Here is a 26,123-nt window from a genome sequence, read left to right as displayed (position 1 = left end):
GGGCAGTTTCCCAGACATTACTCACCCGTCCGCCACTCGTCACCCGAGAGCAAGCTCTCTGTGCTACCGTTCGACTTGCATGTGTTAGGCCTGCCGCCAGCGTTCAATCTGAGCCATGATCAAACTCTTCAATTTAAGTTTGATGCTCGTGAATTAAACTTCGTAATGAATTACGTATGTTCACTCAGAGACTTGGTATTCATTTTTCGTCTTGCGACGTTAAGAATCCGTATCTTCGAGTGCCCACACAGATTGTCTGATAAATTGTTAAAGAGCAGTGCCGCTTCGCTTTTTCTCAGCGGCGCGGGGTGTGCATATTACGCCATCCCGCTACGAAGTCAAGCATTTAATTTCGCTTTCTTCGCCGGAGTTCTCAGTGGAACCCCGCTGACCCGGCGGCTTGTAATCCGTTGTTCCGTGTCAGTGGAGGCGCATTATAGGGAGTTATTTCAGGCTGACAAGGGGAAATTTAAAATAACTTTCCGAGTGCGTGTTTTTTCATCAAAACCATCATTAACATGCCATAAAATAAGCAAATTGCCGTTTTTGCAGCCGCAATCACATTTCCTGGTGGCATACTAATGAATAAGAAAATAAGTAAGGAAGAACATTCATGCCGTTAAATGCCCAACAGCTAGCCGCACAGAAAAACCTGTCCTACGTTCTGGCCGAAAAGCTGGCTCAGCGAATATTAAAAGGTGAATACGCACCAGGCGCGATATTGCCTGGCGAAATAGAGCTGGGCGATCAGTTTGGCGTGAGTCGCACTGCGGTAAGAGAAGCGGTAAAAACGTTAACGGCAAAAGGTATGGTATTACCGCGCCCGCGTATTGGTACACGCGTCATGCCGCAAGCAAACTGGAACTTCCTCGATCAGGAACTGCTCACCTGGTGGATGACGGAAGATAATTTCCCACAGGTCATTAAACATTTTCTGGTGATGCGTATCAGCCTGGAGCCTCAGGCGTGTTCACTGGCGGCGACCATAGGCACGGCAGAACAGAAAGCGCATCTCAACACGCTGATGGAAGAGATGGTCGAGCTGAAAAGAAACTTCAGACGCGAGCGCTGGATTGAAGTTGATATTGCATGGCATGAACACATCTATGAAATGAGTGCGAATCCGTTCCTTATATCCTTTGCATCACTGTTTCATTCCGTTTACCAGACCTACTTTACTTCTATTACCTATAACGACGTGGTTAAACTGGATCTGCACCAGGCCATTGTTGATGCAATTGATGATAGCGATGGCGATCGCGCCTTCACTGCCTGTCAGGCATTGCTGATAGCACCAAACGTGCTACCGGATAAATAATATGTCAGAAAAGAAATCACGCAGTATGGCCGGGCTGCCGTGGATAGCAGCCATGGCCTTTTTTATGCAGGCACTAGACGCCACAATCCTCAATACCGCCTTACCCGCAATAGCACATAGTCTTAACCGCTCTCCGCTCGCCATGCAGTCGGCCATTATCAGCTACACCCTGACGGTCGCCATGCTTATCCCGGTGAGTGGATGGCTGGCAGACAGGTTCGGCACCCGGCGCGTCTTTATGATTGCCGTTAGCCTGTTTACATTGGGATCGCTGGCCTGTGCGCTGTCCAGCTCCCTAAGCGAACTGGTGATTTTCCGCATCATTCAGGGCATCGGCGGCGCCATGATGATGCCCGTTGCCCGTCTGGCATTATTGCGAGCTTACCCCCGCAGCGAACTGCTTCCCGTGCTTAACTTCGTAACCATGCCTGGACTTGTAGGGCCGATTTTAGGTCCGGTATTGGGCGGTGTACTGGTCACATGGGCTAGCTGGCACTGGATATTCCTGATTAATATTCCAATTGGCGTGGCAGGTATCTTCTATGCACGCAAATATATGCCGAACTTCACCACGCCGCGCCGCAGTTTTGATATGACCGGTTTCTTTCTGTTTGGTTTGAGCCTGGTGTTGTTTTCCAGCGGGGTAGAGCTTTTCGGTGAGAAGCTTGTCGCAACCTGGATAGCGCTCAGTATTATCCTTGCCAGCATTTTGTTACTGCTTGCCTACATTCGCCATGCGCGTCGTCACCCAACGCCGCTGATATCGCTTCCTATATTTAAAACCCGAACCTTTTCTGTCGGGATCGCCGGAAACCTCGCCACTCGTCTGGGTACAGGGTGCGTGCCTTTCTTAATGCCGCTGATGTTGCAGGTAGGCTTTGGTTACCCGGCGCTGATAGCCGGTTGCATGATGGCGCCAACGGCACTGGGATCAATACTGGCGAAATCAATGGTGACGCAGGTACTGCGCCGGCTCGGCTACAGGACCACACTGGTCGGCGTTACGGTGTTTATCGGCCTGATGATTGCGCAGTTCGCGCTGCAATCTCCCGCCATGCCGGTCTGGATGCTGATCCTACCGTTGTTCATTTTAGGTATGGCGATGTCCACCCAGTTTACCTCAATGAATACTATCACTTTAGCGGATCTGACCGATGAAAACGCCAGTAGCGGCAACAGCGTGCTGGCTGTCACTCAGCAGTTATCAATCAGTTTAGGGGTCGCCATCAGCGCCGCCGTTCTGCGAATCTATGAAGGTATGGAAGGAACCAATACGGTCGAGCAGTTCCACTACACCTTTATAACGATGGGCGCTATCACGGTAGTGTCTGCGCTGATGTTCATGCTGCTAAAAGCCAAAGATGGACGCAACCTGATTAAAGAGCGACATAAGCCTAAACCGACCCCCGCTCCATCAAAACAGGAGTAAGTTGCAGGCGCTGCTGCTGCAATGCGGGCTGCGCCATCCGATGAATTAACACATCGATGGCCAGTTCGCCCAGTTCATCTTTTGGTTGGTGAATGGTCGTCAGGGGTGGCGTCATATAGCGCGCCAGCTCGATATCGTCATAACCCACCACCGCCATATCCTGCGGAATACGCAATCCCGACTGGTACAGAGCCTGATACGCGCCGACCGCCATTGCATCATTGCCGGTAAAAACGGCCTGCGGTCGCTGTTTATGCGATAGCAACGTTTGCATAGCTTCAAAGCCGCCGCCGAACTCAAAGTCACCGGTAATCTCGTAGCCTTCCGGGACAGGCAAGCCCGCCCGCTTCATGGCCGCCCGATATCCTTCCAGACGTAAACGCGCCGGAGTTTTATCCAGCGGCCCGGTAATGCAGGCAATGCGCGTAAAACCTTTTTCGATAAGATGTTGCGTGGCTAAATCCCCGCCCAGCAGGGAGTTATCCTGAATCAGATCGCTTTCACCATCAAAAGGCGACCAGTCCATCATCACGGTTGGTATAGAAGGATAACGCTGCATTATCTCTCTGGAAGGCTGATGTGTTTCCGTACAGAGCAGCAGCAAACCGTCCACGCGTTTTTGCATCAGCGTTTCCAGATTACGGTTCATGCGCTGTTCATCGCCTTCGGTATTGCACAGCACCAGGCTGTAACCGCGCTCAAAACAGCTACGTTCAACGCCGCGCACCAGCTCAGAATAGAAGGGATTGGTACTGGCAGTGATTAACATGCCAATAGTGCGGGTCTGGTTTAACTTGAGACTACGCGCCAGCGCGGAGGGGGCATAGTTAAGCTCTTTAATCGCCGCTTGCACTTTGTCTGTGACAGACTCACTGACAAAGCGATCTTTATTAATGACGTGAGAAACCGTCGACGTGGAAACACCCGCCAGGCGGGCGACATCCTTCATTGTAGCCAAGCGTTACCTCTGCTGACTTAAAAACGCTTCTATTTCTTCGCGCCATGGAACGGAAGGCTGCGCACCTTTACGAGTGACCGCAATCGCCGCAGCGGCATGTGCAAAACGGATAGCTTCAGGCAGCGGAGTCTCTTCCAGTAACGCTGTAATTAACGCGCCGTTAAAGGTATCCCCAGCGGCAATGGTATCAACAGCGTCAACTTTAAACCCTGGCACACGCTGACCTTCACCCTTTACGCTGGCCCATACTCCGCGACTGCCTAAGGTAATCAGTACCGTATCGATCCCCTTCGCGTGCAATGCCTGCGCCGCTTTGGCCGCGTCTTCATCGTTTTCGACCCGGATCCCCGTCAGCTTTTCAGCCTCGGTTTCATTCGGGGTAATAATATCCACCAGCGCCAGCAGTTCGTCAGAAAGTTCACGTGCCGGAGCCGGATTCAGGGCAACCGTGGTCTTATTTTGATGTGCAATCTTTGCCGCAGCCAGTACGCTTTCGATCGGCGACTCTAACTGCATCAGTAAGGCTGACGCCTGCGCAATACGCTCATGCTGTGCTTCCACCAGAGCTGGCGAAAGCGCTGCGTTCGCACCAGCATGAATACCGATGACGTTCTCGCCTTCACCATTCACAAAGATCAACGCCACACCGGTCGATTCCCCCGAAATTACGCTAATCGGCGCAATATCGATATTATCTTTGGCTAACTGTTTACGAACACTTTCGCCAATATCATCATCGCCCGTACAGGCAATAAATGCGATATTCGCGCCACTACGACCCGCAGCAACAGCCTGATTCGCGCCTTTACCGCCAAATGCGACCTGATAATGGCTACCGGTTACGGTTTCACCAGGTGTCGGGAAAGAATTAAGATTAAGGATGTGATCGGCATTGATACTGCCAAGAACAACGAGGTTGCCTGCGGTTTTCATATTTGGTGTTCCAAGTCAAAGTGCGCCACCGGGTTAGGGTGGCGCGTGCCCTGCTTTTCTTTTTACGCTTTCATCCCCAAAACCAGATACGGGGATGGCGTATTTATGTCTCCATCAGGCCGCGAGCGACCTGAATCGGTATTACTGCTTGATGACCAGCTTCAGGTCAACCGGATATTTAGCCTGAACCTTCTCGCCTTTCAGGACCTTATCCGCAGTCTCAACGCCTTTGGCGCCGATCTGATCCGGCAACTGAGCAATGGTCGCAGCCAGTTTGCCATCATTTACTGCTTTTTCGCCATCTGGAGTGCCGTCAAATCCAACCACCATCACATCAGATTTACCCGCAGTTTGCAGTGCGCGCAGCGCGCCAAGCGCCATTTCATCGTTCTGGGCAAATACGGCCTGCACGTCAGGATGCGCGGTCAGCAGGTTCTGCATGACGTTCAGACCTTTGGTGCGGTCGAAGTCTGCCGGCTGGCTGGCCAGTACGTTAAATTTGTGTGCCGCAACGGCCTGCTGGAAACCTTCGCCACGCTCACGCGCCGCTGAAGTACCGGCAATACCCTGCAGTTCGATAACTTTAGCGCCTTCACCTGCTTTCTTCGCGATGTAATCACCCGCGATTTTGCCGCCCAGCACGTTATCAGACGCAATGTGGCTTACCACTTCGCCTTTGGACGCAACGCGGTCAAGGGTAATAACCGGAATTTTAGCCTGGTTAGCCATTTTCACAGCGTTACCAACGGCATCAGAGTCGGTCGGGTTGATCAGCAGAATTTTAGTTCCACGAACCGTTAAATCCTGAACGTTAGCCAGCTCTTTCGCCGGGTTGTTCTGTGAGTCCAGAATCACCAGGTTGTAGCCCAGCTTATCCGCCTCTTTTTGCGCCCCATCCTTCAGAGAAACAAAGAACGGGTTGTTGAGGGTGGAGACCACCAGCGCAATGGTATCTTTCGCCATCGCATTCGCGCTCACGGTGGCGCTCAGCGCAACAGCAGAAACCAGGGTAGCCAGTTTTTTCATGTTCATATTTAAGATGTCCTGTAATCGTTGTTACTGCTTTTTGTTGTCTACCAGTACCGCCAGCAAAATCACCACCGCTTTAACGATCATCTGGTAATAGGAGGATACACCTAACAAATTCAAACCATTATTGAGGAAACCAAGAATCAATGCGCCGATCAGCGTCCCAACAATACGTCCTTTACCACCCGCCAGGCTGGTACCGCCTAACACTACCGCTGCGATAGCATCCAGCTCATAGCCAGTGCCTGCCGTTGGTTGCGCAGAGGAGAGGCGAGCCACTTCAATGATGCCCGCCAGCGATGCCAGCAGACCGCACAGTGAGTAAACGATAATTTTGATTTTACTGACGCTGATACCGGACAGACGCGTTGCCGCTTCGTTACCGCCCAGCGCATAGATATAACGGCCCAGACGAGTGTGGTGCAGCATGTACCACGCCGCGAGGAAGACAACCCCCATGATCCACACAGGCGTCGGGACGCCTAACGGACGACCAATACCAAACCAGCCAAACAGATCGGCATTATCAGTAAACCCGGTATTTACCGGACTGCCGTTGGTGTAGACCATGGTTACACCGCGCAGCAGCAGCATCATCACCAGAGTTGCGATAAACGCCTGCACGCGGCCTTTTGCAACAATCACCCCGGTGACTGCGCCAATGGCAGCGCCGAGCGCCAGGGCCGCAGCAACAGCCACCAGCGCATTGACTTCAATCCCTACAATCGAAGCTGCAACCGCGCCGGTAAGCGCCAGCAAGGAACCGACTGACAGATCGATACCCGACGTCAGGATAACCAGCGTCATGCCGACGGCCATGATGGCGTTCACCGACGTTTGCTGGAGAATGTTGAACAGGTTATTAACGGTAAAAAAGTTAGGGCTCATGGTAGAAACAATCGCGATCAGCACTAGCAGAGCGATGAGCGACTTTTGCTCCAGAAGCCATGCTTTAGTGAAATAACGGCGACCAGAAACAGCCTGGGTAGTCATCTTTTTTACTCCTGATTCACGCGATTAAGCTTGCCCACAGCGGCAGCCATTAATACTTCCTGAGTGGCCTGCTCGCGAGTGAACTCACCGCCGAGATGCCCTTCATGCATAACGATAATTCGATCGCTCATGCCCAATACTTCTGGCATCTCAGAGGAGACCAGAATGATGCTCAGCCCATCAGCCTTAAACTGGTTGATAAGCTGATAGATTTCTTTCTTGGCCCCAACGTCAACGCCGCGCGTTGGTTCATCAAGGATCAGGACTTTGGGTCGAGTCATGAGACCGCGCGCAATGGCCACTTTCTGCTGGTTACCACCGGACAGCAGGCCGATAGCCTGTTCCATCGACGGCGTTTTAACATTGAACAGACGAATAAAATCACCTACCGCCTGCTGCTCATCTTTATGCTTCAGGCTTCCACCGGCGCGGCTGAAATAGCGCAGCGCGGTCAATGACATGTTCTCTTTCACCGACATGCCCAGCACTAAACCATCGCGTTTACGGTCTTCAGAAATATAGACGATGCCGTTAGCCAGTCCATCCTGCGGCGAACGGGTAACAACCTCATGGCCATCAAGCGTGACGTAGCCGCTGGTGCGTGGCAATGCGCCGTACAACACTTTCATCAGCTCAGTACGTCCGGCTCCCATCAGCCCTGATACGCCAAGGATCTCCCCTTTACGCAGCGTGAATGAAACATCGTTTACGCCAGGGCCACACAGATTATCGACCTTCAGGCGAATATCACCCGGCGCTTTTTCCAGGCGCGGGTACTGATCTTCCAGCTTACGTCCCACCATCATTTCAATCAGCGAGTCTTCGGTAAGCGAGGCGACTTCACGCTCGGCAATAAACTGCCCGTCGCGAAAAACGGTCACGTCATCGCAAATCTCGAAGATCTCTTTCATGCGGTGAGAAATATAGACAATGCCGCGTCCCTGGGATTTCAGTTCGCGAATGACGCGGAACAGAGATTCAGTTTCAGTATCGGTGAGCGCATCCGTCGGTTCATCCATAATGATGACCTTCGATTCAAAGCTCAGCACTTTGGCAATTTCGACCATCTGCTGATCGCCAATCGACAGCTCACCGACCAGCCTGTCGCTTTTAAAGCGCAGATTGAGTTTGGCGAGCAGCAAATCGGCTTCGGCGTACATCTTTTTCCAGTCAATTTTGCCAAAGCGATTCACAAACTCGCGGCCAAGAAAAATGTTCTCGGCGATAGTGAGTTGCGGGATCAGGTTCAGCTCCTGGTGGATGATACCGATTCCGGCTTCCTGGGAGGATTTCGGGCCGTTAAAGGTGGTCTCTTTCCCCAGCCATAATAAAGAGCCGGCATCACGGGTGTAGATCCCGGTCAGCACTTTCATCATGGTGGATTTGCCCGCGCCGTTTTCGCCCACCAGCGCCATTACGCGGCCAGGATAGACATTCAGCGCAGCGCCGGATAGCGCTTTTACGCCTGGGAACGCTTTATCGATCCCTTTGAGTTGCAGTAATGCGTTCATGATGGCCTCAGAACGTGACGCCAGCACAGAGAATGATATTCGCATACGGAGAACACTCTCCGCTGCGAATTACCGCCTGACTGTCTGCGGTTTGTTTTTTGAATTGTTCATGCGTGGTGTAACGAATTTCAATGGTGTTTCCCTGGTGTTGTTGCAGTTGCTCAATGAACTTAAGCAACGTTTCGTGGAGTTGCGGATTATGTTGTTTAATTTCCGACGCGAGAATGGCCGCCTCGACCTGCATTTCACGTGTAACCACATCCAGTACCTGCATAAAAGAAGGTACGCCCTGGGTTAATGCCATATCAATACGCGTTGTGCTGTTCGGGATGGGTAAACCTGCATCACACACCACCAGCGTATCGGTATGCCCCAGACGGGAGATCACCGTTGAAATTTCAGAGTTGAGTACCGTGCCTTTCTTCATTTTCTTTCCCCACTAGCGAAACGTTTCGCTGAAGATAAGTGTAGTGTGAAGAGTGGACAGAAAACCACCGTGACGTTACGAAAATGTGATCGTCATCGAAACGTTTCGCAAGGATTATCATTCGATGAAATGAAAACTGAGAGGGACAAAACAAAACGCCCCCTTTCGCGATGAAAGAGGGCGTCGATGAGATTAAATCTCGACCTGAGTACCGAGCTCAATAACCCGGTTCGGTGGGATTTCAAACTGGTCCGGCGCGCGCAGCGCGTTGCGCTGTAGCAGCAGATACAGCTTGCCGCGCAGACGCAGATACCATGGCCGCTTGCCAACAATCAACGACTCGTGCGACATGAAGAAAGAGGTTTCCATCATTCTACAGCTTAAACCTTCCAGACCGCAGCGATGGAACACTTCCTCAACGTTCGGCGTTTCGCGCCAACCGTAGCTGGCCACCACGCGCCAGAAGGTGGGCGATAATTGCTCAATCTGCACCCTACGCACGTTGTGAACATAGGGCGCATCTTCCGTGCGCAGCGTCAGCAGAATAACGCGCTCATGCAGCACCTTGTTATGTTTGAGGTTATGCAGAAGCGCAAACGGGATGACGTTCAATGCACGAGACATATACACCGCCGTTCCCGGCACGCGTACCGGTGGAGATTTCTCCAGAGAGGCAATCATCGCCTCCAGAGAATTGCCGTGCTCATGCATGCGACGCAGCAGACGGAAACGCTCGCTTTTCCAGGTGGTCATGATGGTGAACATCACCAGCCCCAGCGTCAGAGGCAGCCAACCGCCGGAAATCAGTTTATCGAGGTTCGCGGAGAACAGCGGAATATCGACGCACAAGAACGCCACCAGGATCAGGAAGACAAAGTATTTATTCCAGTGCCAGTTTTTGCGCGCCACGGTGGTCGACAAAATTGAGGTCAGCACCATCGTTCCCGTCACCGCAATTCCGTACGCAGCGGCCAGATTACTGGAGTGCTCAAAGCTCACAATCACGATAACCACCGCAAAATAGAGCATCCAGTTAACGAAAGGAATGTAGATCTGGCCAGATTCCATTTCCGAAGTATGAATGATACGCATCGGTGACAAATACCCCAGACGCACGGCCTGACGCGTCAGCGAGAAGACGCCAGAGATAACTGCCTGTGAAGCGATGACCGTTGCCAACGCGGCGAGGATCAGAAGCGGTATCAACGCCCAGTCCGGCGCCAGCAGGAAGAACGGGTTTTTGATCGCTTCAGGATGCTTTAACAGCAACGCCCCCTGACCAAAATAGTTCAGCACCAGCGAAGGTAATACCACGGAGAACCAAGCCAGGCGAATCGGCAACTTACCGAAGTGGCCCATATCTGCATACAGCGCTTCAACACCGGTGATCGACAGCACCACCGCACCCAGCGCTATAAAGGACAACGTTTTGAATTCGAGGAAGAAATGCACCGCCCAATACGGATTGAGCGCCTGCAGCACTTCCGGATTGCCAATAATACTGCGTACACCTAATACCGCGAGCGTCAGGAACCACAGCAGCATAATCGGCGCAAACAGCTTACCGACCATGCCGGTACCGTGTTTTTGAATCAAAAACAGCAGGGTCAGCACGATTATCGAGAGCGGAACAATCCAGGTGTCCAGTTGCGGGGCAACTATCTCCAGACCTTCAATCGCCGACATCACCGAGATGGCAGGTGTTATCACCACTTCTCCATAGAAGAAGCTGCCGCCAATCAACCCCATAATCACCAGCATGGAGGTGGTTCGCGCCGAGGTATTGCGCCCGGCCAATGACATCAGCGTCAGGATCCCGCCTTCTCCGGCGTTATCCGCGCGCATGACAAACGTCAGGTATTTAATGGAAACAACAAAGATAAGCAGCCAGAAAATCAGCGAGAGAAAGCCAAATACGGCATCACGTTCAACGCCAAAACCAAACTGGCCGGACAAACATTCACGAAGCGTATAAAGTGGGCTGGTACCAATATCACCGTAGACAACCCCAATGGCCGCAAGGGTAATCGCAGACAATGATTGTTTATTATCAGTGCTCATAGACTCGTCTTTCGTTTATACACATCATCTTTCAAGCCGCCTCCGCGTGGGCTGCATTCGTTATTCCCCCCATCCCCGGAGAAAACTCCATTGCCGCCTTGGTGCAGCTTGATTGATTTGGTGTATATATAAGAAATGTGTGCGTCGTCCCTTGGCCCACAAAAAGGCGCACAGTATGCACGATTAATCGCAAAATCGTACCCCTAAATGAGACCAGATTAATCTGGCTCAAAGAAAAATAAGCGCACCTTCAGTCTATTACTGCACTGGTGTGAAGCATCTATACTCGCAGTTTATGCAGTACATTTGGCGAAAGGACGCCACTTCATTATGGCTCACCCACATTTATTAGCGGAAAGAATTTCCCGTCTGAGCAATGCGCTGGAAAAGGGACTTTATGAACGTAGCCACGCTATTCGCCTGTGTCTGCTGGCTGCACTCAGCGGCGAGAGCGTTTTCTTATTAGGTCCTCCCGGGATTGCGAAAAGCTTAATTGCCCGCCGACTGAAATTTGCTTTTCAAAATGCTCGCGCCTTCGAATACCTGATGACGCGTTTCTCTACACCGGAAGAGGTTTTCGGCCCGCTGTCGATTCAAGCCCTTAAAGATGAAGGTCGCTATGAACGCTTAACCGCAGGCTATCTTCCTGAAGCTGAAATCGTCTTTCTCGACGAAATCTGGAAGGCGGGCCCGGCGATTCTTAACACCCTGCTAACCGCCATCAACGAACGCCACTTTCGTAACGGCGCGCATGAAGAGAAAATCCCGATGCGCTTGCTGGTGGCAGCCTCCAATGAACTGCCAGAAGCAGACAGCAGCCTGGAAGCACTGTACGACCGTATGCTGATTCGCCTGTGGCTGGATAAAGTTCAGGACAAAGCCAACTTCCGCTCGATGCTGTTAAGTCAGCAAGATGAAAGCGACAATCCGGTCCCGGCGTCGTTACAGGTGACGGATGAAGAGTATAACCAGTGGCAAAAGGACATTGGCGCCATCAAGCTTCCCGATCGCGTGTTTGAGCTTATTTTCACGTTGCGCCAGCAACTGGACACGCTACCGAATGCCCCTTATGTGTCCGATCGGCGCTGGAAAAAAGCCATTCGCTTACTCCAGGCCAGCGCCTTCTTTAGCGGACGTGATGCGGTAGTTCCGATCGACCTGATCCTGCTGAAAGATTGCCTGTGGTACGACGCGCAAAGCCTGAATCTGATGCAACAACAGCTGGAAATATTGATGACCGGACACGCATGGCAGCAGCAAGCCATGCTGACGCGACTGGGCGGTATTGTGCAGCGCCGCATTCAACTCCAGCAGCAGCAAAGCGACAAAACGGCGTTCACGGTGATCCGCCAGGGCGGCATGTTCAGCCGTCGCCCTCATTATGATTTACCGCCGGAAGCTACGTCTTCTGTCGTAACATTACTCCTGCAAAAGCCCTTAAAGCTGCATGACATGGAAGTTATCCATATTGCTTTCGAACGTGGCGCACTGGAGTTGTGGCTCACCAAAGGTGGTGAGATCCGCGGAAAATTAAACGGGATCGGTTTTGCCCAGACGCTGAACATGGAGGTGGATAGCGCGCAGCACCTGGTCGTGCGTGATGTCAGTTTACAAGGCTCTCGACTGGCATTGCCCGGTTCTTCACAAGAGAGTATGCCTGCAGAGATAAAACAAGAGCTCGAAGCACTTGATAACGAGTGGCACCAGCAGCACAGCGCATTTAGCGAGCAGCAAAAATGTCTGTTTATTCATAGCGACTGGTTAGGCCGCATTGAGGCCAGCCTGCAGGATGTCGGGGCGCAAATCCGCCAGGCGCAACAATGCTGACCCTTGATACACTCAACATCATGCTGGCAGTCAGTGAAGAGGCGATGATCGAAGAGATGATCGTCGCCCTGCTGGCTTCTCCAAAGATGGTGGTCTTTTTTAAAAAATTCCCCCGCCTCAAAAAAGCAATCGCTGAAGATATACCGCGCTGGCGTGAATCTTTGCGTAGCCGCCTTAAAGATACCCATGTGCCGCCGGAGTTGGCGGAAGAGGTCATTTGTTATCAGCAAAGCCAACTCCTCTCTCATGCGCAGTTTATCGTCCAGCTACCGCAAATATTGTCGCTATTGCACCGCCTCCATTCGCCGTGGGCCGGACAAGCGCAACAGTTGGTCAATGACAACGGCGCGTTTACGCCTGCCCTCCATACGCTTTTTCTTCAGCGCTGGCGCCTGAGTCTGGTGGTGCAAACCACAACCCTGAATCAGCAACTGCTGGAAGAAGAGCGCGAACATTTGCTCAGTGAAGTACAGGAACGGATGACCCTTAGCGGGCAACTGGAACCCGTACTGGCAGAAAATGACAACGCCGCAGGCCGGTTATGGGATATGAGCGCGGGTCAAATCAAGCGCGGTGATTATCAGTTGCTGGTTAAATATGGCGAATTCCTGACGCAACAGCCCGAACTCCAGCGTCTGGCTGAGCAGTTAGGCCGTTCCAGAGAAGCGAAATCCGTGCCGCGTAAAGATGCGCCAATGGAAACCTTCCGTACCCTGGTACGCGAACCGGCAACCGTACCGGAGCAGGTGGATGGCATCCAGCAAAGTGACGATATCCTGCGCTTGCTGCCGCCTGAACTGGCCACGCTGGGCATTACCGAACTGGAATACGAGTTCTACCGCCGGCTGGTGGAAAAGCAACTGCTGACCTACCGTCTGCACGGCGAAGCATGGCGCGAGAAAGTAACGGAACGTCCGGTGGTGCATCAGGATTTTGACGAGCAGCCGCGCGGGCCTTTTATCGTCTGCGTTGATACTTCGGGATCGATGGGCGGGTTCAATGAACAGTGTGCGAAAGCCTTTTGCCTGGCGCTAATGCGCGTTGCCCTTGCCGATAATCGGCGCTGTTTCATTATGCTGTTTTCAACAGAAGTGGTGCGCTATGAGCTGTCCGGTCCAGAGGGTATCGAACAGGCGATTCGTTTTTTAAGTCAGCGCTTTCGTGGCGGTACCGATATTGCCAGCTGTTTTCGCGCCATTATTGAGCGCATGCAGGGTCGGGAATGGTTTGATGCCGATGCGGTGGTTATCTCTGATTTTATCGCTCAGCGATTACCCGATGAGGTCGTCAGCAAAGTGGGGGAATTACAGCGGGTACACCAGCACCGTTTTCACGCGGTGGCGATGTCTGCACATGGCAAACCCGGCATCATGCGCATTTTCGATCATATCTGGCGCTTTGATACCGGGATGCGAAGCCGCCTGCTCAGACGCTGGCGGCGTTAATTATTACAGCAGAGAGGCGACGCTTTCACGTACCTGTGCCGGCCATACGCCACACTGAACCTGACCAATGTGCGGTAATTGCAGCAACAGCATGGTCAGACGCGACTGCCCAATGCCGCCACCAATTGTCTGCGGCATTTCACCGCGCAGCAGCGCCTGATGCCATTCCAGACTCAGGCGATCTTCATCACCGGTCAGAGACAGTTGGTGTTTCAGAGCGTCAGCATCGACACGGATCCCCATAGAAGACAGCTCAAACGCATCTTCCAGCACCGGGTTCCAGACCAGAATATCCCCGTTCAGACCGGCGTGACCCAGCTCGGACGCTGAACTCCAGTCATCATAATCCGGCGCACGTACATCGTGACGGTGACCGTCACTGAGCTTGCCGCCGATCCCCACCAGGAATACCGCGCCCAGCTCTTTAGCGATCGCACGTTCACGACCTTTTGCATCAAGATCCGGATAACGAGATAACAACTCCTGGCTATGAACAAAGTGGATCTGCTCTGGCAGGAACGGTGCCAGACCAAACTCTTTGCTAACCGCAGCCTCAGTAGCCTTAATACCCGCCCAGATAGCCTCTACCGTGCTTTTCAGAGTGGAGAATTGACGCTCACCGTCGCCCATCACGCGCTCCCAGTCCCACTGATCAACATACACTGAGTGCAGCGGGGAGAGGCGATCTTCATCGGGACGCAGGGCCTTCATGTGCGTGTACAGACCTTCACCTGCGCTAAAGTCGTGTTGTCCTAACGTTTGACGCTTCCACTTCGCCAGTGAATGAACCACTTCGAATTGAGCGTCTGGCAATGCTTTAACCTTCACCTGCACCGCTTTTTCACAGCCCGACAAGTTATCCTGCGTGCCATCTCCAACGCGGCTGAGGATCGGCGCCTGAACTTCGATCAGACCTAAACGCTCTTCCAGTTGACGAGAAAAATGAGATTTTACGAAGCTAATTTGACGTTGTTTGGCAATGTAAGCGGTTTTCATTATGTGTACTCCTGTGTCCTGTTGCCTATGATTAAGCAACAGAATGGAGGTAATATTCAATAATCAACAAACAAAAAGCCGACTTCGATTTTAATTCGTTAAAATAAACGTCTAAAATAGAGGGAATCATTAATCTACATAAGAAAAACCTATGGAAAATTATCAGATCGACAATCTGGACCGCGGCATTCTTGACGCCCTGATGGAAAATGCCCGTACCGCCTACGCAGAATTAGCCAAACAATTCGGCGTCAGCCCAGGAACAATTCACGTACGTGTAGAAAAGATGAAACAGGCCGGGATTATTACCGGCGCGCGGATTGATGTGAGTCCCAAACAGTTGGGCTATGACGTCGGCTGCTTTATCGGCATCATCTTGAAAAGTGCGAAAGACTATCCGTCAGCGCTGGCCAGACTGGAAAGCCTCGATGAAGTGACCGAAGCGTATTACACCACCGGGCACTACAGCATCTTTATTAAGGTGATGTGCAAGTCGATCGACGCGTTGCAGCAGGTACTTATCAACAAGATCCAAACAATTGACGAAATTCAGTCCACGGAAACCCTGATCGTCCTGCAAAACCCGATCATGCGTACCATCAAGCCGTGATCGCTTTTTTTAATACCCTGGTTTTCCACAGGTAGATCCCAGCTCGCTCACAGCGTACAATACGCCCTCTTTATAAAGGTGGGCGATCATGGCAGACATCACTCTTATCAGCGGTAGTACGCTTGGCAGTGCGGAATATGTAGCAGAACATCTGGCTGAAAAGCTGGACGACGCCGGTTTTTCCAGCGAAACACTGCATGGGCCAATGCTTGAAGAGGTTCCGACTGACGGCATCTGGCTGATTATTAGCTCTACGCACGGTGCGGGAGACATTCCTGACAACCTACAGCCTTTATATGATGCGTTACGCGAGCAAAAGCCGGACCTGTCACAAGTGCGGTTTGGCGCAATCGGGATCGGCAGTCGTGAATATGACACCTTTTGCGGCGCAATCGACAAGCTGGAAGCCGAATTGAAGGCCTGTGGAGCAAAACAGGTAGGCGAAACGCTCAGGATCAACGTACTGGAACATGAAATTCCGGAAGATCCGGCTGAAATTTGGCTGGGATCGTGGCATCCATTGCTCAGAGATTTGTAAAGATCGTACTTTTTTATGTGGATAACTCTGGTTAAAAGCTTGGATCAACCGGTAGTTATCCCAAGAACAACCGTTGTTCAGTTTTTGAGTTGTGTATAACCCTTCATTCTGATCCCAGCTTATACGGACCAGGATCACCGATCATTCACAGCTAATGATCCTCAGCAACCTGTTGATCTTATTCAAAGGATCGCCCTTATCCACAGAAACTCGCGATCCTAATAAGAGATCACAATAAAACAGATCTCTAAATAAAAAGATCTTCTTTTTAATACCCAGGATCCCAGGTCTTTCTCCATCGACTAAAGTTGAGTAGAATCCACGGCCCGGGCTTCAATCCATTTTCACACCGCGTTATGCGAGGCAATTACCATGTTTTATCAGGATCCTTTTGACGTCATCATCATTGGCGGGGGTCATGCAGGCACCGAGGCCGCAATGGCCGCGGCGCGAATGGGTCAACAGACTCTGCTTTTGACACACAATATCGACACTCTGGGGCAGATGAGCTGCAATCCGGCGATCGGCGGTATTGGGAAGGGACACCTGGTAAAAGAAGTGGATGCGCTTGGTGGGTTGATGGCAAAAGCGATCGACCATGCAGGTATCCAGTTTAGGATACTAAACGCAAGCAAAGGGCCAGCCGTTCGCGCTACCCGAGCTCAGGCCGATCGCGTGCTCTATCGCCAGGCGGTACGTACCGCGCTGGAGAATCAACCCAACCTGATGATCTTCCAACAGGCGGTTGAAGATCTGATTGTTGAAAACGATCGTGTTGTGGGCGCAGTGACCCAAATGGGACTGAAGTTCCGTGCCAAAGCGCTTGTATTAACCGTGGGGACTTTCCTCGACGGCAAAATTCATATTGGTCTGGATAACTACAGCGGTGGCCGTGCTGGCGATCCGCCGTCTATCCCGCTGTCACGTCGTCTGCGTGAACTGCCGCTGCGCGTCAGCCGCCTGAAAACGGGTACACCGCCGCGTATCGATGCGCGCACTATTGATTTCAGCGTGCTTGGCCAGCAAAACAGCGATAACCCGATGCCGGTCTTCTCATTCCTGGGCGATGCTTCTCAACATCCGCGCCAGATGCCGTGTTACATCACGCATACCAATGAGAGAACCCATGACGTGATCCGCAATAACCTCGATCGTAGCCCGATGTACGCCGGTGTGATCGAAGGAATCGGCCCGCGCTACTGCCCGTCGATCGAAGACAAAGTGATGCGCTTTGCCGATCGTAACCAGCATCAGATCTTCCTTGAACCGGAAGGACTGACGTCTAACGAAATTTACCCGAATGGCATCTCCACCAGCCTGCCGTTCGATGTGCAGATGCAAATTGTCCGCTCTATGCAGGGAATGGAAAATGCCAGAATCGTCCGCCCTGGCTACGCTATTGAGTATGATTTCTTCGATCCGCGCGACCTGAAACCTACTCTGGAAAGCAAATTCATCCAGGGGCTGTTCTTTGCGGGACAGATTAACGGTACAACCGGTTACGAAGAAGCCGCCGCGCAAGGCATGCTGGCTGGTCTGAACGCCGCACGCTTGTCTGCTGAGAAAGACGGCTGGGCACCGCGTCGCGATCAGGCTTATCTTGGCGTGCTGGTGGACGACCTGTGTACGCTGGGCACTAAAGAACCGTACCGCATGTTTACCTCACGCGCAGAATACCGTTTGATGCTGCGTGAAGATAACGCCGACCTGCGTCTGACCGAAATTGGTCGAGAACTGGGTCTGGTGGACGATGAGCGCTGGGCTCGCTTCAACGAGAAGCTGGAGCGCATCGAACAAGAACGCCAGCGTCTCAAATCAACCTGGGTAAACCCGTTAGCGGAATCTGCAGCAGAAGTGAATGCTCACCTGGCAACGCCTCTGTCACGTGAAGCCAGCGGTGAAGATCTGCTGCGTCGCCCGGATATGACCTATGCTCAGTTGACCTCTTTATCTGCGTTCGCACCAGCGCTTGACGATGCTCAGGCCGCGGAACAGGTTGAGATTCAGGTGAAATACGAAGGGTATATCGCCCGTCAGCAGGAAGAAATTGAAAGACAGCAGCGTAATGAGAACACCCTGTTGCCTGCAACGCTGGATTATCGCCAGGTCTCTGGCTTGTCGAATGAAGTCATCGCCAAACTGAACGATCACAAACCGGTATCGATCGGTCAGGCATCGCGCATTTCCGGCGTAACGCCTGCCGCCATCTCCATTCTGCTGGTATGGCTGAAAAAACAAGGTATGCTGCGCCGCAGCGCTTGATAACTCTCATTTGGCGGGGGCGCTTCGCTTGCCCGCCGTACAAATTTGTAGGCCCGATAAGCGAAAGCGCATCGGGCATTTGATTATTAACAGGTAACGACCGTGCTCAACAAACTCTCTCGTCTGCTGGCTGATGCCGGTATTTCTCTTACCGATCACCAGAAAAATCAGCTGATTGCGTATGTCGATATGCTGCACAAATGGAATAAAGCGTACAACCTGACGTCGGTGCGGGATCCCAACGAAATGCTGGTGCGCCATATTCTGGACAGCATTGTCGTCGCGCCGTATCTGAAGGGGGAGCGTTTTATCGATGTGGGTACGGGACCTGGCCTGCCGGGAATTCCGCTCTCTATCGTGCGCCCTGAAGCGCATTTCACACTGCTGGATAGCCTGGGAAAACGCGTCCGTTTCTTGCGTCAGGTGCAGCATGAGCTTGCGCTTACTAACATCACGCCTGTACAAAGCCGTGTTGAAGAATTCCCTTCAGAACCGCCGTTCGATGGGGTCATTAGCCGTGCTTTTGCATCACTCAATGATATGGTGAGCTGGTGCCATCATTTGCCAGGACCTGATGGACGTTTTTATGCGTTAAAAGGGCAGTTGCCTGCAGATGAAATTGACTCGCTGCCAGCAGAATTCAGCGTCGAGTCGGTTGAAAAATTACGCGTTCCGCAGTTGGAAGGCGAACGTCATTTGGTGGTTATTAAGCCAAACAAAATTTAATTTTTATCAAAAAAAATAGAAAAAAAACGGCAGTTCAGGTGTTAAAAGTCATAGGGAATAGTGTGGTTAAATGTCGTTACATTTCACCAATGCCTTACGGTTTTGCATCATAACTATAACGTACCGTTTTTTGTTAAAAGCGAAACAAGTCAGCTGTGAAAATATCAGTCTGCTAAAAATAGAACGTAAGAATCACCCGTTGTGTTAATTTTTTATTATAAATGTCAATGCGTGGTTTTTTTGTTGTTAGCTGTTGTTTTTTTAATAGTGGCTATTTTTACGCTTAAATATCAAAAAGATGAAAAGGCATCATTTGCCACGTAAATAAATTATGCGAAGGTGAATATGTTCAATATGTGATCTGGTGCACGCTTTGCCGCCAGTGTTTACGCGGCATTTGCAGTTTTGCATGATCGTTCACAGTTTGCCAAAAAGTGATAAATGTGGGGTAGCGAAAAATATTTAAACATTTATTCACTTTTTAGCTACTTATTGTTTGAAATCACGAAGCCGCACCGTATAATTTGACCGCTTTTTGATGCTTGACTCTAAGCCATAAAGAACGTTTTATACGACACGCGGCATACCTCGTAGGGAGCAGGAGTAAAAACGTGATGTCTATGTCGCTCTTGAGTCGAAACGTTGCTCGTAAGCTTTTGCTCACACAGCTTCTGGCGGTAATAGCAAGTGGATTGCTGTTTAGCCTCAAAGACCCTTTCTGGGGCATCTCCGCGTTGTGCGGTGGATTGGCAGTGTTACTGCCTAACGTGTTGTTTATGATATTTGCCTGGCGTCACCAGGCGCATACACCAGCTAAAGGTCGAGTAGCCTGGACGTTCGCTTTCGGCGAAGCCTTCAAGGTGTTAGCGATGCTGGTTTTGCTGGTGGTGGCGTTGGCTGTTTTGAAAGCGGTATTCATGCCGCTGATCGTTACGTGGGTTTTGGTGCTGGTGGTTCAGATACTGGCGCCGGCTGTAATTAACAACAAAGGGTAAAGGCATCATGGCTTCAGAAAATATGACGCCGCAGGATTACATAGGACACCATCTGAATAACCTTCAGTTGGACCTACGTACATTCTCGCTGGTGGATCCGCACAACCCCCCAGCCACCTTCTGGACGCTCAATATTGACTCCATTTTCTTCTCGGTGGTTCTGGGTCTGTTGTTCCTGCTTATGTTCCGTAGCGTAGCCAAAAAGGCGACCAGCGGCGTACCAGGTAAATTTCAGACCGCGATTGAGCTGGTAATCGGCTTTGTGCATGGTAGCGTGAAAGACATGTACCATGGCAAAAGCAAGCTGATTGCTCCGCTGGCCCTGACGATTTTCGTCTGGGTATTCCTGATGAACTTGATGGATTTGCTGCCTATCGACCTGCTGCCGTACATCGGTGAGCATATCTTTGGCCTGCCGGCTCTGCGTGTGGTTCCGTCTGCTGACGTGAACATCACCCTGTCGATGGCGCTGGGCGTATTTATCCTCATTCTGTTCTACAGCATCAAAATGAAAGGCATCGGTGGCTTCGCGAAAGAGTTGACGCTGCAGCCGTTCAATCACTGGGCGTTCATCCCTGTCAACTTAATCCTTGAAGGGGTAAGCCTGCTGTCCAAACCAATTTCTCTTGGTCTGCGACTGTTCGGCAACATGTATGCCGGTGAGCTGATTTTCATTCTGATTGCTGGTCTGTTGCCGTGGTGGTCACAGTGGATCCTGAATGTGCCATGGGCCATTTTCCACATACTGATTATCACGCTGCAAGCCTTCATATTTATGGTTCTGACGATTGTCTATCTGTCGATGGCATCTGAAGAGCATTAATTTACCAACACTACTACGTTTTAACTGAAACAAACTGGAGACTGTCATGGAAAACCTGAATATGGATCTGCTGTACATTGCTGCCGCTGTGATGATGGGTCTGGCGGCAATCGGTGCTGCGATCGGTATCGGCATCCTCGGGGGTAAATTCCTGGAAGGCGCAGCGCGTCAACCGGATCTGATTCCTCTGCTGCGTACTCAGTTCTTTATCGTTATGGGTCTGGTGGATGCAATCCCAATGATCGCTGTAGGTCTGGGTCTGTACGTGATGTTTGCTGTCGCGTAGTAAGCGTTGCTTGAATTAAGAGCAATATCAGAACGTTAACTAGATAGAGGCATTGTGCTGTGAATCTTAACGCAACAATCCTCGGCCAGGCCATCGCGTTTGTCCTGTTCGTTCTGTTCTGCATGAAGTACGTATGGCCGCCATTAATGGCTGCCATCGAAAAACGTCAAAAAGAAATTGCTGACGGCCTTGCTTCTGCAGAACGAGCACATAAGGATCTTGACCTTGCAAAGGCCAGCGCGACCGACCAGCTGAAAAAAGCGAAGGCGGAAGCTCAGGTAATCATCGAGCAGGCGAACAAACGCCGCGCTCAGATCCTGGACGAAGCTAAAACTGAAGCAGAGCAGGAACGTACTAAAATCGTGGCACAGGCGCAGGCGGAAATTGACGCCGAGCGTAAACGTGCTCGCGAAGAGCTGCGTAAGCAAGTTGCTATCCTGGCTGTTGCTGGCGCCGAGAAGATCATCGAACGTTCCGTGGATGAAGCTGCTAATAGCGACATCGTGGACAAACTTGTCGCTGAACTGTAAGGAGGGAGGGGCTGATGTCTGAATTTATTACGGTAGCTCGCCCCTACGCCAAAGCAGCTTTTGACTTTGCCGTTGAGCACCAAAGCGTTGACCGTTGGCAGGATATGCTGACGTTTGCCGCTGAGGTGACTAAAAACGAACAAATGGCAGAGCTTCTTTCTGGCGCACTGGCGCCGGAAACGCTCGCTGAGTCGTTTATCGCCGTGTGCGGTGAGCAGTTGGACGAAAGCGGCCAGAACCTGATTAGGGTAATGGCTGAAAATAACCGTCTGAATGCGCTCCCGGATGTTCTTGAGCAGTTTATTCACCTGCGTGCAGCCAGTGAGGCTATCTCTGAGGTAGAAGTCACTTCTGCCAATGCACTGAGTGATGAACAGCTTACGAAGATTAGTGCAGCGATGGAAAAACGTCTGTCACGCAAAGTTAAGCTGAATTGCAAAATCGATAAGTCTGTAATGGCAGGCGTAATCATCCGAGCGGGTGATATGGTCATTGATGGCAGCGTACGCGGCCGTCTTGAGCGCCTTGCAGACGTCTTGCAGTCTTAAGGGGACTGGAGCATGCAACTGAATTCCACCGAAATCAGCGAACTGATCAAGCAGCGCATTGCTCAGTTCAATGTTGTGAGCGAAGCTCATAACGAAGGTACTATTGTTTCTGTAAGTGACGGTGTTATCCGCATTCACGGCCTGGCCGATTGTATGCAGGGTGAGATGATCTCCCTGCCGGGTAACCGTTACGCTATCGCACTGAACCTGGAGCGCGACTCCGTAGGTGCAGTTGTGATGGGTCCATACGCTGACCTTGCCGAAGGCATGAAGGTTAAGTGTACGGGTCGTATTCTGGAAGTTCCGGTTGGCCGTGGCCTGCTGGGTCGTGTGGTGAACACTCTGGGTTCCCCGATTGACGGTAAAGGTCCGGTTGATAACGATGGCTTCTCGCCAATCGAAGTTATCGCACCAGGCGTAATCGAACGTCAGTCCGTCGACCAGCCAGTACAGACCGGTTATAAATCTGTTGATGCCATGATCCCAATCGGTCGTGGCCAGCGTGAGCTGATCATCGGTGACCGTCAGACAGGTAAAACTGCGATGGCAATCGACGCCATCATCAACCAGCGTGATTCCGGCATCAAATGTGTGTACGTGGCTATCGGCCAGAAAGCGTCCACCATTTCCAACGTGGTTCGTAAACTGGAAGAACACGGCGCACTGTCCAACACCATCGTTGTGGTGGCGACTGCGTCTGAATCTGCTGCACTGCAATACCTGGCGCCATATGCCGGTTGCGCAATGGGCGAATACTTCCGTGACCGCGGCGAAGATGCACTGATCGTTTACGATGACCTGTCTAAACAGGCTGTTGCTTACCGTCAGGTTTCCCTGCTGCTCCGTCGTCCGCCAGGACGTGAAGCATTCCCAGGCGACGTATTTTACCTCCACTCCCGTCTGCTGGAACGCGCATCCCGCGTAAACGCGGAATACGTTGAGAAGTTCACCAATGGTGAAGTGAAAGGTAAAACCGGCTCCCTGACCGCTCTGCCGATTATCGAAACCCAGGCGGGTGACGTTTCTGCGTTCGTTCCGACCAACGTAATTTCCATTACCGATGGTCAGATCTTCCTGGAAACCAACCTGTTCAACTCCGGTATTCGTCCGGCTGTTAACCCGGGTATCTCCGTATCTCGTGTAGGTGGCGCAGCGCAGACCAAGATCATCAAGAAACTGTCCGGTGGTATTCGTACCGCACTGGCGCAGTATCGTGAACTGGCAGCGTTTTCTCAGTTCGCTTCCGACCTGGATGAAGCTACGCGTAAGCAGCTGAGCCACGGTCAGAAAGTAACTGAACTGCTGAAGCAGAAACAGTATGCCCCAATGTCTGTAGCACAGCAGGGTGTGGTGCTGTTTGCGGCTGAACGCGGTTACCTCGAAGATGTGGAACTGGCGAAAATCGGTAGCTTCGAAGCCGCTCTGCTGGCTTACGTTGACCGTGACCACGCTCCGCTGATGCAAGAGATCAACCAGTCCGGTGGCTATAACGATGAAATCGAAGGCAAGCTGAAAGCTATCCTCGATTCCTTCAAGGCAACCCAGTCCTGGTAACGTCTGGCGGTCTGCTTTAGGGCGGACCGCAAGGCATTGAGGAGAAGCTCATGGCCGGCGCAAAAGAGATACGTAGTAAGATCGCAAGCGTCCAGAACACGCAGAAGATCACTAAAGCGATGGAGATGGTCGCCGCTTCCAAAATGCGTAAATCGCAGGATCGCATGGCGGCCAGCCGTCCTTATGCAGAGACCATGCGCAAAGTGATTGGTCACCTTGCGAATGGTAATCTGGAATATAAGCACCCTTACCTGGAAGAACGCGACGTTAAACGCGTGGGCTACCTGGTGGTGTCGACCGACCGTGGTCTGTGCGGTGGCTTGAATATTAACCTGTTCAAAAAGCTGCTGGCGGATATGAAAACATGGTCCGATAAAGGCGTTCAGTGCGATATCGCAATGATCGGCTCTAAGGGCGTGTCTTTCTTTAACTCCGTTGGCGGTAATGTGATTGCTCAGGTAACCGGTATGGGGGATAACCCTTCCCTGTCCGAACTGATCGGTCCGGTTAAAGTGATGCTGCAAGCCTACGATGAAGGTCGTCTGGACAGACTGTACGTTGTCAGCAACAAATTTATTAACACCATGTCTCAGACGCCAACCATCACCCAACTGCTGCCTCTGCCGGCATCAGATGATGATGAATTGAAGCGTAAATCCTGGGATTACCTGTATGAACCAGACCCGAAAGCGCTGCTGGATACCCTGCTGCGTCGTTATGTCGAGTCTCAGGTTTATCAGGGCGTGGTAGAAAACCTGGCCAGCGAGCAGGCCGCACGTATGGTGGCGATGAAAGCCGCGACCGACAATGGCGGCAGCCTGATTAAAGAGCTGCAGTTGGTATACAACAAAGCTCGTCAGGCCAGCATTACTCAGGAACTCACCGAAATCGTCGGTGGTGCATCCGCGGTATAACCAGGTTAATTCGTAGAGGATTCAAGATGGCTACTGGAAAAATTGTCCAGGTAATCGGCGCCGTGGTTGACGTCGAATTCCCTCAGGATGCCGTACCGCGCGTGTACGATGCTCTTGAGGTTATGAATGGTAAAGAGAGCCTGGTGCTGGAAGTTCAGCAGCAGCTCGGCGGCGGTATCGTACGTACCATCGCCATGGGTTCTTCCGACGGTCTGCGTCGTGGTCTGGAAGTTAAAGACCTCGAGCACCCGATCGAAGTCCCGGTAGGTAAAGCAACTCTGGGTCGTATCATGAACGTCCTGGGTCACCCGATCGACATGAAAGGCGATATCGGTGAAGAAGAGCGTTGGGCTATCCACCGCGCGGCTCCTTCCTATGAAGAGCTGTCCAGCTCTCAGGAACTGCTGGAAACCGGCATCAAAGTTATCGACCTGATGTGTCCGTTCGCTAAGGGCGGTAAAGTTGGTCTGTTCGGTGGTGCGGGTGTAGGTAAAACCGTAAACATGATGGAGCTGATCCGTAACATCGCGATCGAGCACTCCGGTTACTCCGTGTTTGCGGGCGTAGGTGAACGTACTCGTGAGGGTAACGATTTCTACCACGAAATGACCGACTCCAACGTTCTGGACAAAGTATCCCTGGTATATGGCCAGATGAACGAGCCGCCGGGAAACCGTCTGCGCGTTGCTCTGACCGGTCTGACCATGGCAGAGAAGTTCCGTGACGAAGGTCGTGACGTACTGCTGTTCGTCGATAACATCTATCGTTACACCCTGGCCGGTACTGAAGTATCTGCACTGCTGGGTCGTATGCCTTCAGCGGTAGGTTACCAGCCGACTCTGGCGGAAGAGATGGGCGTTCTGCAGGAACGTATCACCTCTACCAAAACCGGTTCTATCACCTCCGTTCAGGCGGTATACGTACCTGCGGATGACTTAACTGACCCATCCCCAGCAACCACCTTTGCTCACTTAGATGCAACCGTGGTACTGAGCCGTCAGATCGCATCTCTGGGTATTTACCCGGCAGTTGACCCGCTGGATTCCACCAGCCGTCAGTTGGATCCACTGGTTGTTGGTCAGGAACACTACGACACTGCGCGTGGCGTACAGTCCCTGCTGCAGCGTTATCAGGAACTGAAAGACATCATCGCCATCCTGGGTATGGATGAACTGTCTGAAGAAGATAAACTGGTGGTAGCACGTGCGCGTAAGATCCAGCGCTTCCTGTCCCAGCCGTTCTTCGTTGCGGAAGTATTCACCGGTTCTCCGGGTAAATACGTATCCCTGAAAGACACCATCCGTGGCTTTAAAGGCATCATGGAAGGCGAATACGACCACCTGCCAGAGCAGGCGTTCTACATGGTTGGTTCTATCGACGAAGCCGTGGAAAAAGCCAAAAAACTTTAAC

General features: G+C 51.8%; 24 protein-coding genes and 1 rRNA gene (1 of these 25 running past the window's edge). 16 read left to right on the top strand and 9 right to left on the bottom strand.

From position 1 onward, the window contains the following. Window positions 1–135, bottom strand: a 16S ribosomal RNA gene (locus OGV80_RS08720) (it extends 1,405 nt beyond the left edge of the window). A gap of 478 nt (window positions 136–613) precedes the next feature. Between OGV80_RS08720 and OGV80_RS08715 the strand changes: the two genes are divergently transcribed. Together OGV80_RS08715 and mdtD are read left to right on the top strand one after the other, a co-directional pair. Further along, entirely contained in the window at window positions 614–1,318 is a 705-nt protein-coding gene (locus OGV80_RS08715; protein WP_043018832.1) for a FadR/GntR family transcriptional regulator, read from the top strand. 1 nt (window position 1,319) lies between these two features. Then, window positions 1,320–2,747 carry a multidrug transporter subunit MdtD gene (mdtD, locus tag OGV80_RS08710; protein ID WP_043018831.1) on the top strand — a complete coding sequence of 476 codons (1,428 nt, stop codon included), beginning with the start codon at window positions 1,320–1,322 and terminating at the stop codon, window positions 2,745–2,747. Here the strand turns inward: mdtD and rbsR are convergent. From rbsR to kup, 7 genes are all read right to left on the bottom strand, one after another. Further along, the gene (gene rbsR, locus OGV80_RS08705; RefSeq protein WP_087050730.1) at window positions 2,713–3,705 is read right to left on the bottom strand and encodes a ribose operon transcriptional repressor RbsR; all 993 of its coding nucleotides are present in this window, start codon (window positions 3,703–3,705) and stop codon (window positions 2,713–2,715) included. The two genes, mdtD and rbsR, sit on opposite strands and share 35 nt — an antisense overlap. A 3-nt stretch (window positions 3,706–3,708) precedes the next feature. After that, a complete protein-coding gene (gene rbsK, locus OGV80_RS08700) occupies window positions 3,709–4,638 on the bottom strand; it encodes a ribokinase (RefSeq protein WP_047407672.1) in 930 nt (309 codons plus the stop codon). A 141-nt stretch (window positions 4,639–4,779) separates the two neighbouring features. After that, a complete protein-coding gene (rbsB, locus tag OGV80_RS08695; protein ID WP_003023760.1) occupies window positions 4,780–5,670 on the bottom strand; it encodes a ribose ABC transporter substrate-binding protein RbsB in 891 nt (296 codons plus the stop codon). A 24-nt stretch (window positions 5,671–5,694) separates the two neighbouring features. Beyond that, window positions 5,695–6,660, bottom strand: coding sequence for a ribose ABC transporter permease (gene rbsC, locus OGV80_RS08690; protein ID WP_043018828.1), 966 nt, complete (start codon window positions 6,658–6,660; stop codon window positions 5,695–5,697). Between the two features lie 5 nt (window positions 6,661–6,665). Further along, complete coding sequence (gene rbsA / locus OGV80_RS08685; protein WP_003023764.1) at window positions 6,666–8,171, bottom strand: ribose ABC transporter ATP-binding protein RbsA; 1,506 nt, start codon at window positions 8,169–8,171, stop codon at window positions 6,666–6,668. 7 nt (window positions 8,172–8,178) lie between these two features. Continuing rightward, window positions 8,179–8,598, bottom strand: coding sequence for a D-ribose pyranase (rbsD, locus tag OGV80_RS08680; RefSeq protein ID WP_043018826.1), 420 nt, complete (start codon window positions 8,596–8,598; stop codon window positions 8,179–8,181). Window positions 8,599–8,790: 192 nt separating this feature from the next. Beyond that, window positions 8,791–10,659, bottom strand: a complete 1,869-nt coding sequence (gene kup / locus OGV80_RS08675; RefSeq protein ID WP_075145440.1) for a low affinity potassium transporter Kup — start codon at window positions 10,657–10,659, stop codon at window positions 8,791–8,793. 330 nt (window positions 10,660–10,989) lie between these two features. Between kup and ravA the strand changes: the two genes are divergently transcribed. Together ravA and viaA are read left to right on the top strand one after the other, a co-directional pair. After that, window positions 10,990–12,486: an ATPase RavA gene (gene ravA, locus OGV80_RS08670; protein WP_047407695.1), complete on the top strand. Its 1,497-nt coding sequence runs from the start codon at window positions 10,990–10,992 to the stop codon at window positions 12,484–12,486. Beyond that, entirely contained in the window at window positions 12,480–13,931 is a 1,452-nt protein-coding gene (gene viaA, locus OGV80_RS08665) for an ATPase RavA stimulator ViaA (RefSeq protein ID WP_087052873.1), read from the top strand. Before ravA ends, viaA begins: the two co-directional genes overlap by 7 nt. 3 nt (window positions 13,932–13,934) lie before the next feature. Here viaA and asnA read toward each other — a convergent pair whose 3' ends face one another. After that, entirely contained in the window at window positions 13,935–14,927 is a 993-nt protein-coding gene (gene asnA, locus OGV80_RS08660; protein WP_003827009.1) for an aspartate--ammonia ligase, read from the bottom strand. A 151-nt stretch (window positions 14,928–15,078) separates the two neighbouring features. Here asnA and asnC point away from each other — a divergent pair, with 151 nt between their 5' ends. The 12 genes from asnC (at window position 15,079) to atpD (ending at window position 26,122) form a co-directional block, all read left to right on the top strand. Next, complete coding sequence (asnC, locus tag OGV80_RS08655; RefSeq protein ID WP_003023780.1) at window positions 15,079–15,537, top strand: transcriptional regulator AsnC; 459 nt, start codon at window positions 15,079–15,081, stop codon at window positions 15,535–15,537. An 88-nt stretch (window positions 15,538–15,625) separates the two neighbouring features. Beyond that, window positions 15,626–16,075: an FMN-binding protein MioC gene (gene mioC, locus OGV80_RS08650; RefSeq protein WP_087052872.1), complete on the top strand. Its 450-nt coding sequence runs from the start codon at window positions 15,626–15,628 to the stop codon at window positions 16,073–16,075. A gap of 372 nt (window positions 16,076–16,447) precedes the next feature. After that, window positions 16,448–18,337, top strand: a complete 1,890-nt coding sequence (gene mnmG, locus OGV80_RS08645; RefSeq protein ID WP_087052871.1) for a tRNA uridine-5-carboxymethylaminomethyl(34) synthesis enzyme MnmG — start codon at window positions 16,448–16,450, stop codon at window positions 18,335–18,337. Window positions 18,338–18,439: 102 nt separating this feature from the next. Further along, complete coding sequence (gene rsmG / locus OGV80_RS08640; protein ID WP_047407700.1) at window positions 18,440–19,063, top strand: 16S rRNA (guanine(527)-N(7))-methyltransferase RsmG; 624 nt, start codon at window positions 18,440–18,442, stop codon at window positions 19,061–19,063. 614 nt (window positions 19,064–19,677) lie between these two features. Next, window positions 19,678–20,058 carry a F0F1 ATP synthase subunit I gene (atpI, locus tag OGV80_RS08635; RefSeq protein WP_043018820.1) on the top strand — a complete coding sequence of 127 codons (381 nt, stop codon included), beginning with the start codon at window positions 19,678–19,680 and terminating at the stop codon, window positions 20,056–20,058. 7 nt (window positions 20,059–20,065) lie between these two features. Beyond that, window positions 20,066–20,881: a F0F1 ATP synthase subunit A gene (gene atpB, locus OGV80_RS08630; protein ID WP_003023792.1), complete on the top strand. Its 816-nt coding sequence runs from the start codon at window positions 20,066–20,068 to the stop codon at window positions 20,879–20,881. A 46-nt stretch (window positions 20,882–20,927) separates the two neighbouring features. Beyond that, window positions 20,928–21,167, top strand: coding sequence for a F0F1 ATP synthase subunit C (gene atpE, locus OGV80_RS08625; protein ID WP_003023794.1), 240 nt, complete (start codon window positions 20,928–20,930; stop codon window positions 21,165–21,167). Between the two features lie 59 nt (window positions 21,168–21,226). Further along, entirely contained in the window at window positions 21,227–21,697 is a 471-nt protein-coding gene (gene atpF / locus OGV80_RS08620; protein ID WP_003827022.1) for a F0F1 ATP synthase subunit B, read from the top strand. 14 nt (window positions 21,698–21,711) lie between these two features. Next, window positions 21,712–22,245, top strand: a complete 534-nt coding sequence (atpH, locus tag OGV80_RS08615) for a F0F1 ATP synthase subunit delta (RefSeq protein WP_006687767.1) — start codon at window positions 21,712–21,714, stop codon at window positions 22,243–22,245. 12 nt (window positions 22,246–22,257) lie between these two features. After that, on the top strand, window positions 22,258–23,799 hold the full coding sequence (gene atpA / locus OGV80_RS08610; protein ID WP_003023802.1) for a F0F1 ATP synthase subunit alpha: 1,542 nt from the start codon (window positions 22,258–22,260) through the stop codon (window positions 23,797–23,799). A gap of 50 nt (window positions 23,800–23,849) precedes the next feature. Beyond that, the gene (gene atpG / locus OGV80_RS08605) at window positions 23,850–24,713 is read left to right on the top strand and encodes a F0F1 ATP synthase subunit gamma (protein WP_003023804.1); all 864 of its coding nucleotides are present in this window, start codon (window positions 23,850–23,852) and stop codon (window positions 24,711–24,713) included. Window positions 24,714–24,739: 26 nt separating this feature from the next. Then, complete coding sequence (atpD, locus tag OGV80_RS08600) at window positions 24,740–26,122, top strand: F0F1 ATP synthase subunit beta (protein ID WP_003023806.1); 1,383 nt, start codon at window positions 24,740–24,742, stop codon at window positions 26,120–26,122. The last annotated feature ends 1 nt before the right edge of the window (window position 26,123 follow it).

Origin of the sequence: Citrobacter sp. Ce119 (assembly GCF_030334525.1) — a bacterium.
GTDB lineage: Bacteria > Pseudomonadota > Gammaproteobacteria > Enterobacterales > Enterobacteriaceae > Citrobacter > Citrobacter europaeus.
This window is presented reverse-complemented; position numbering and strand designations above follow the sequence as displayed.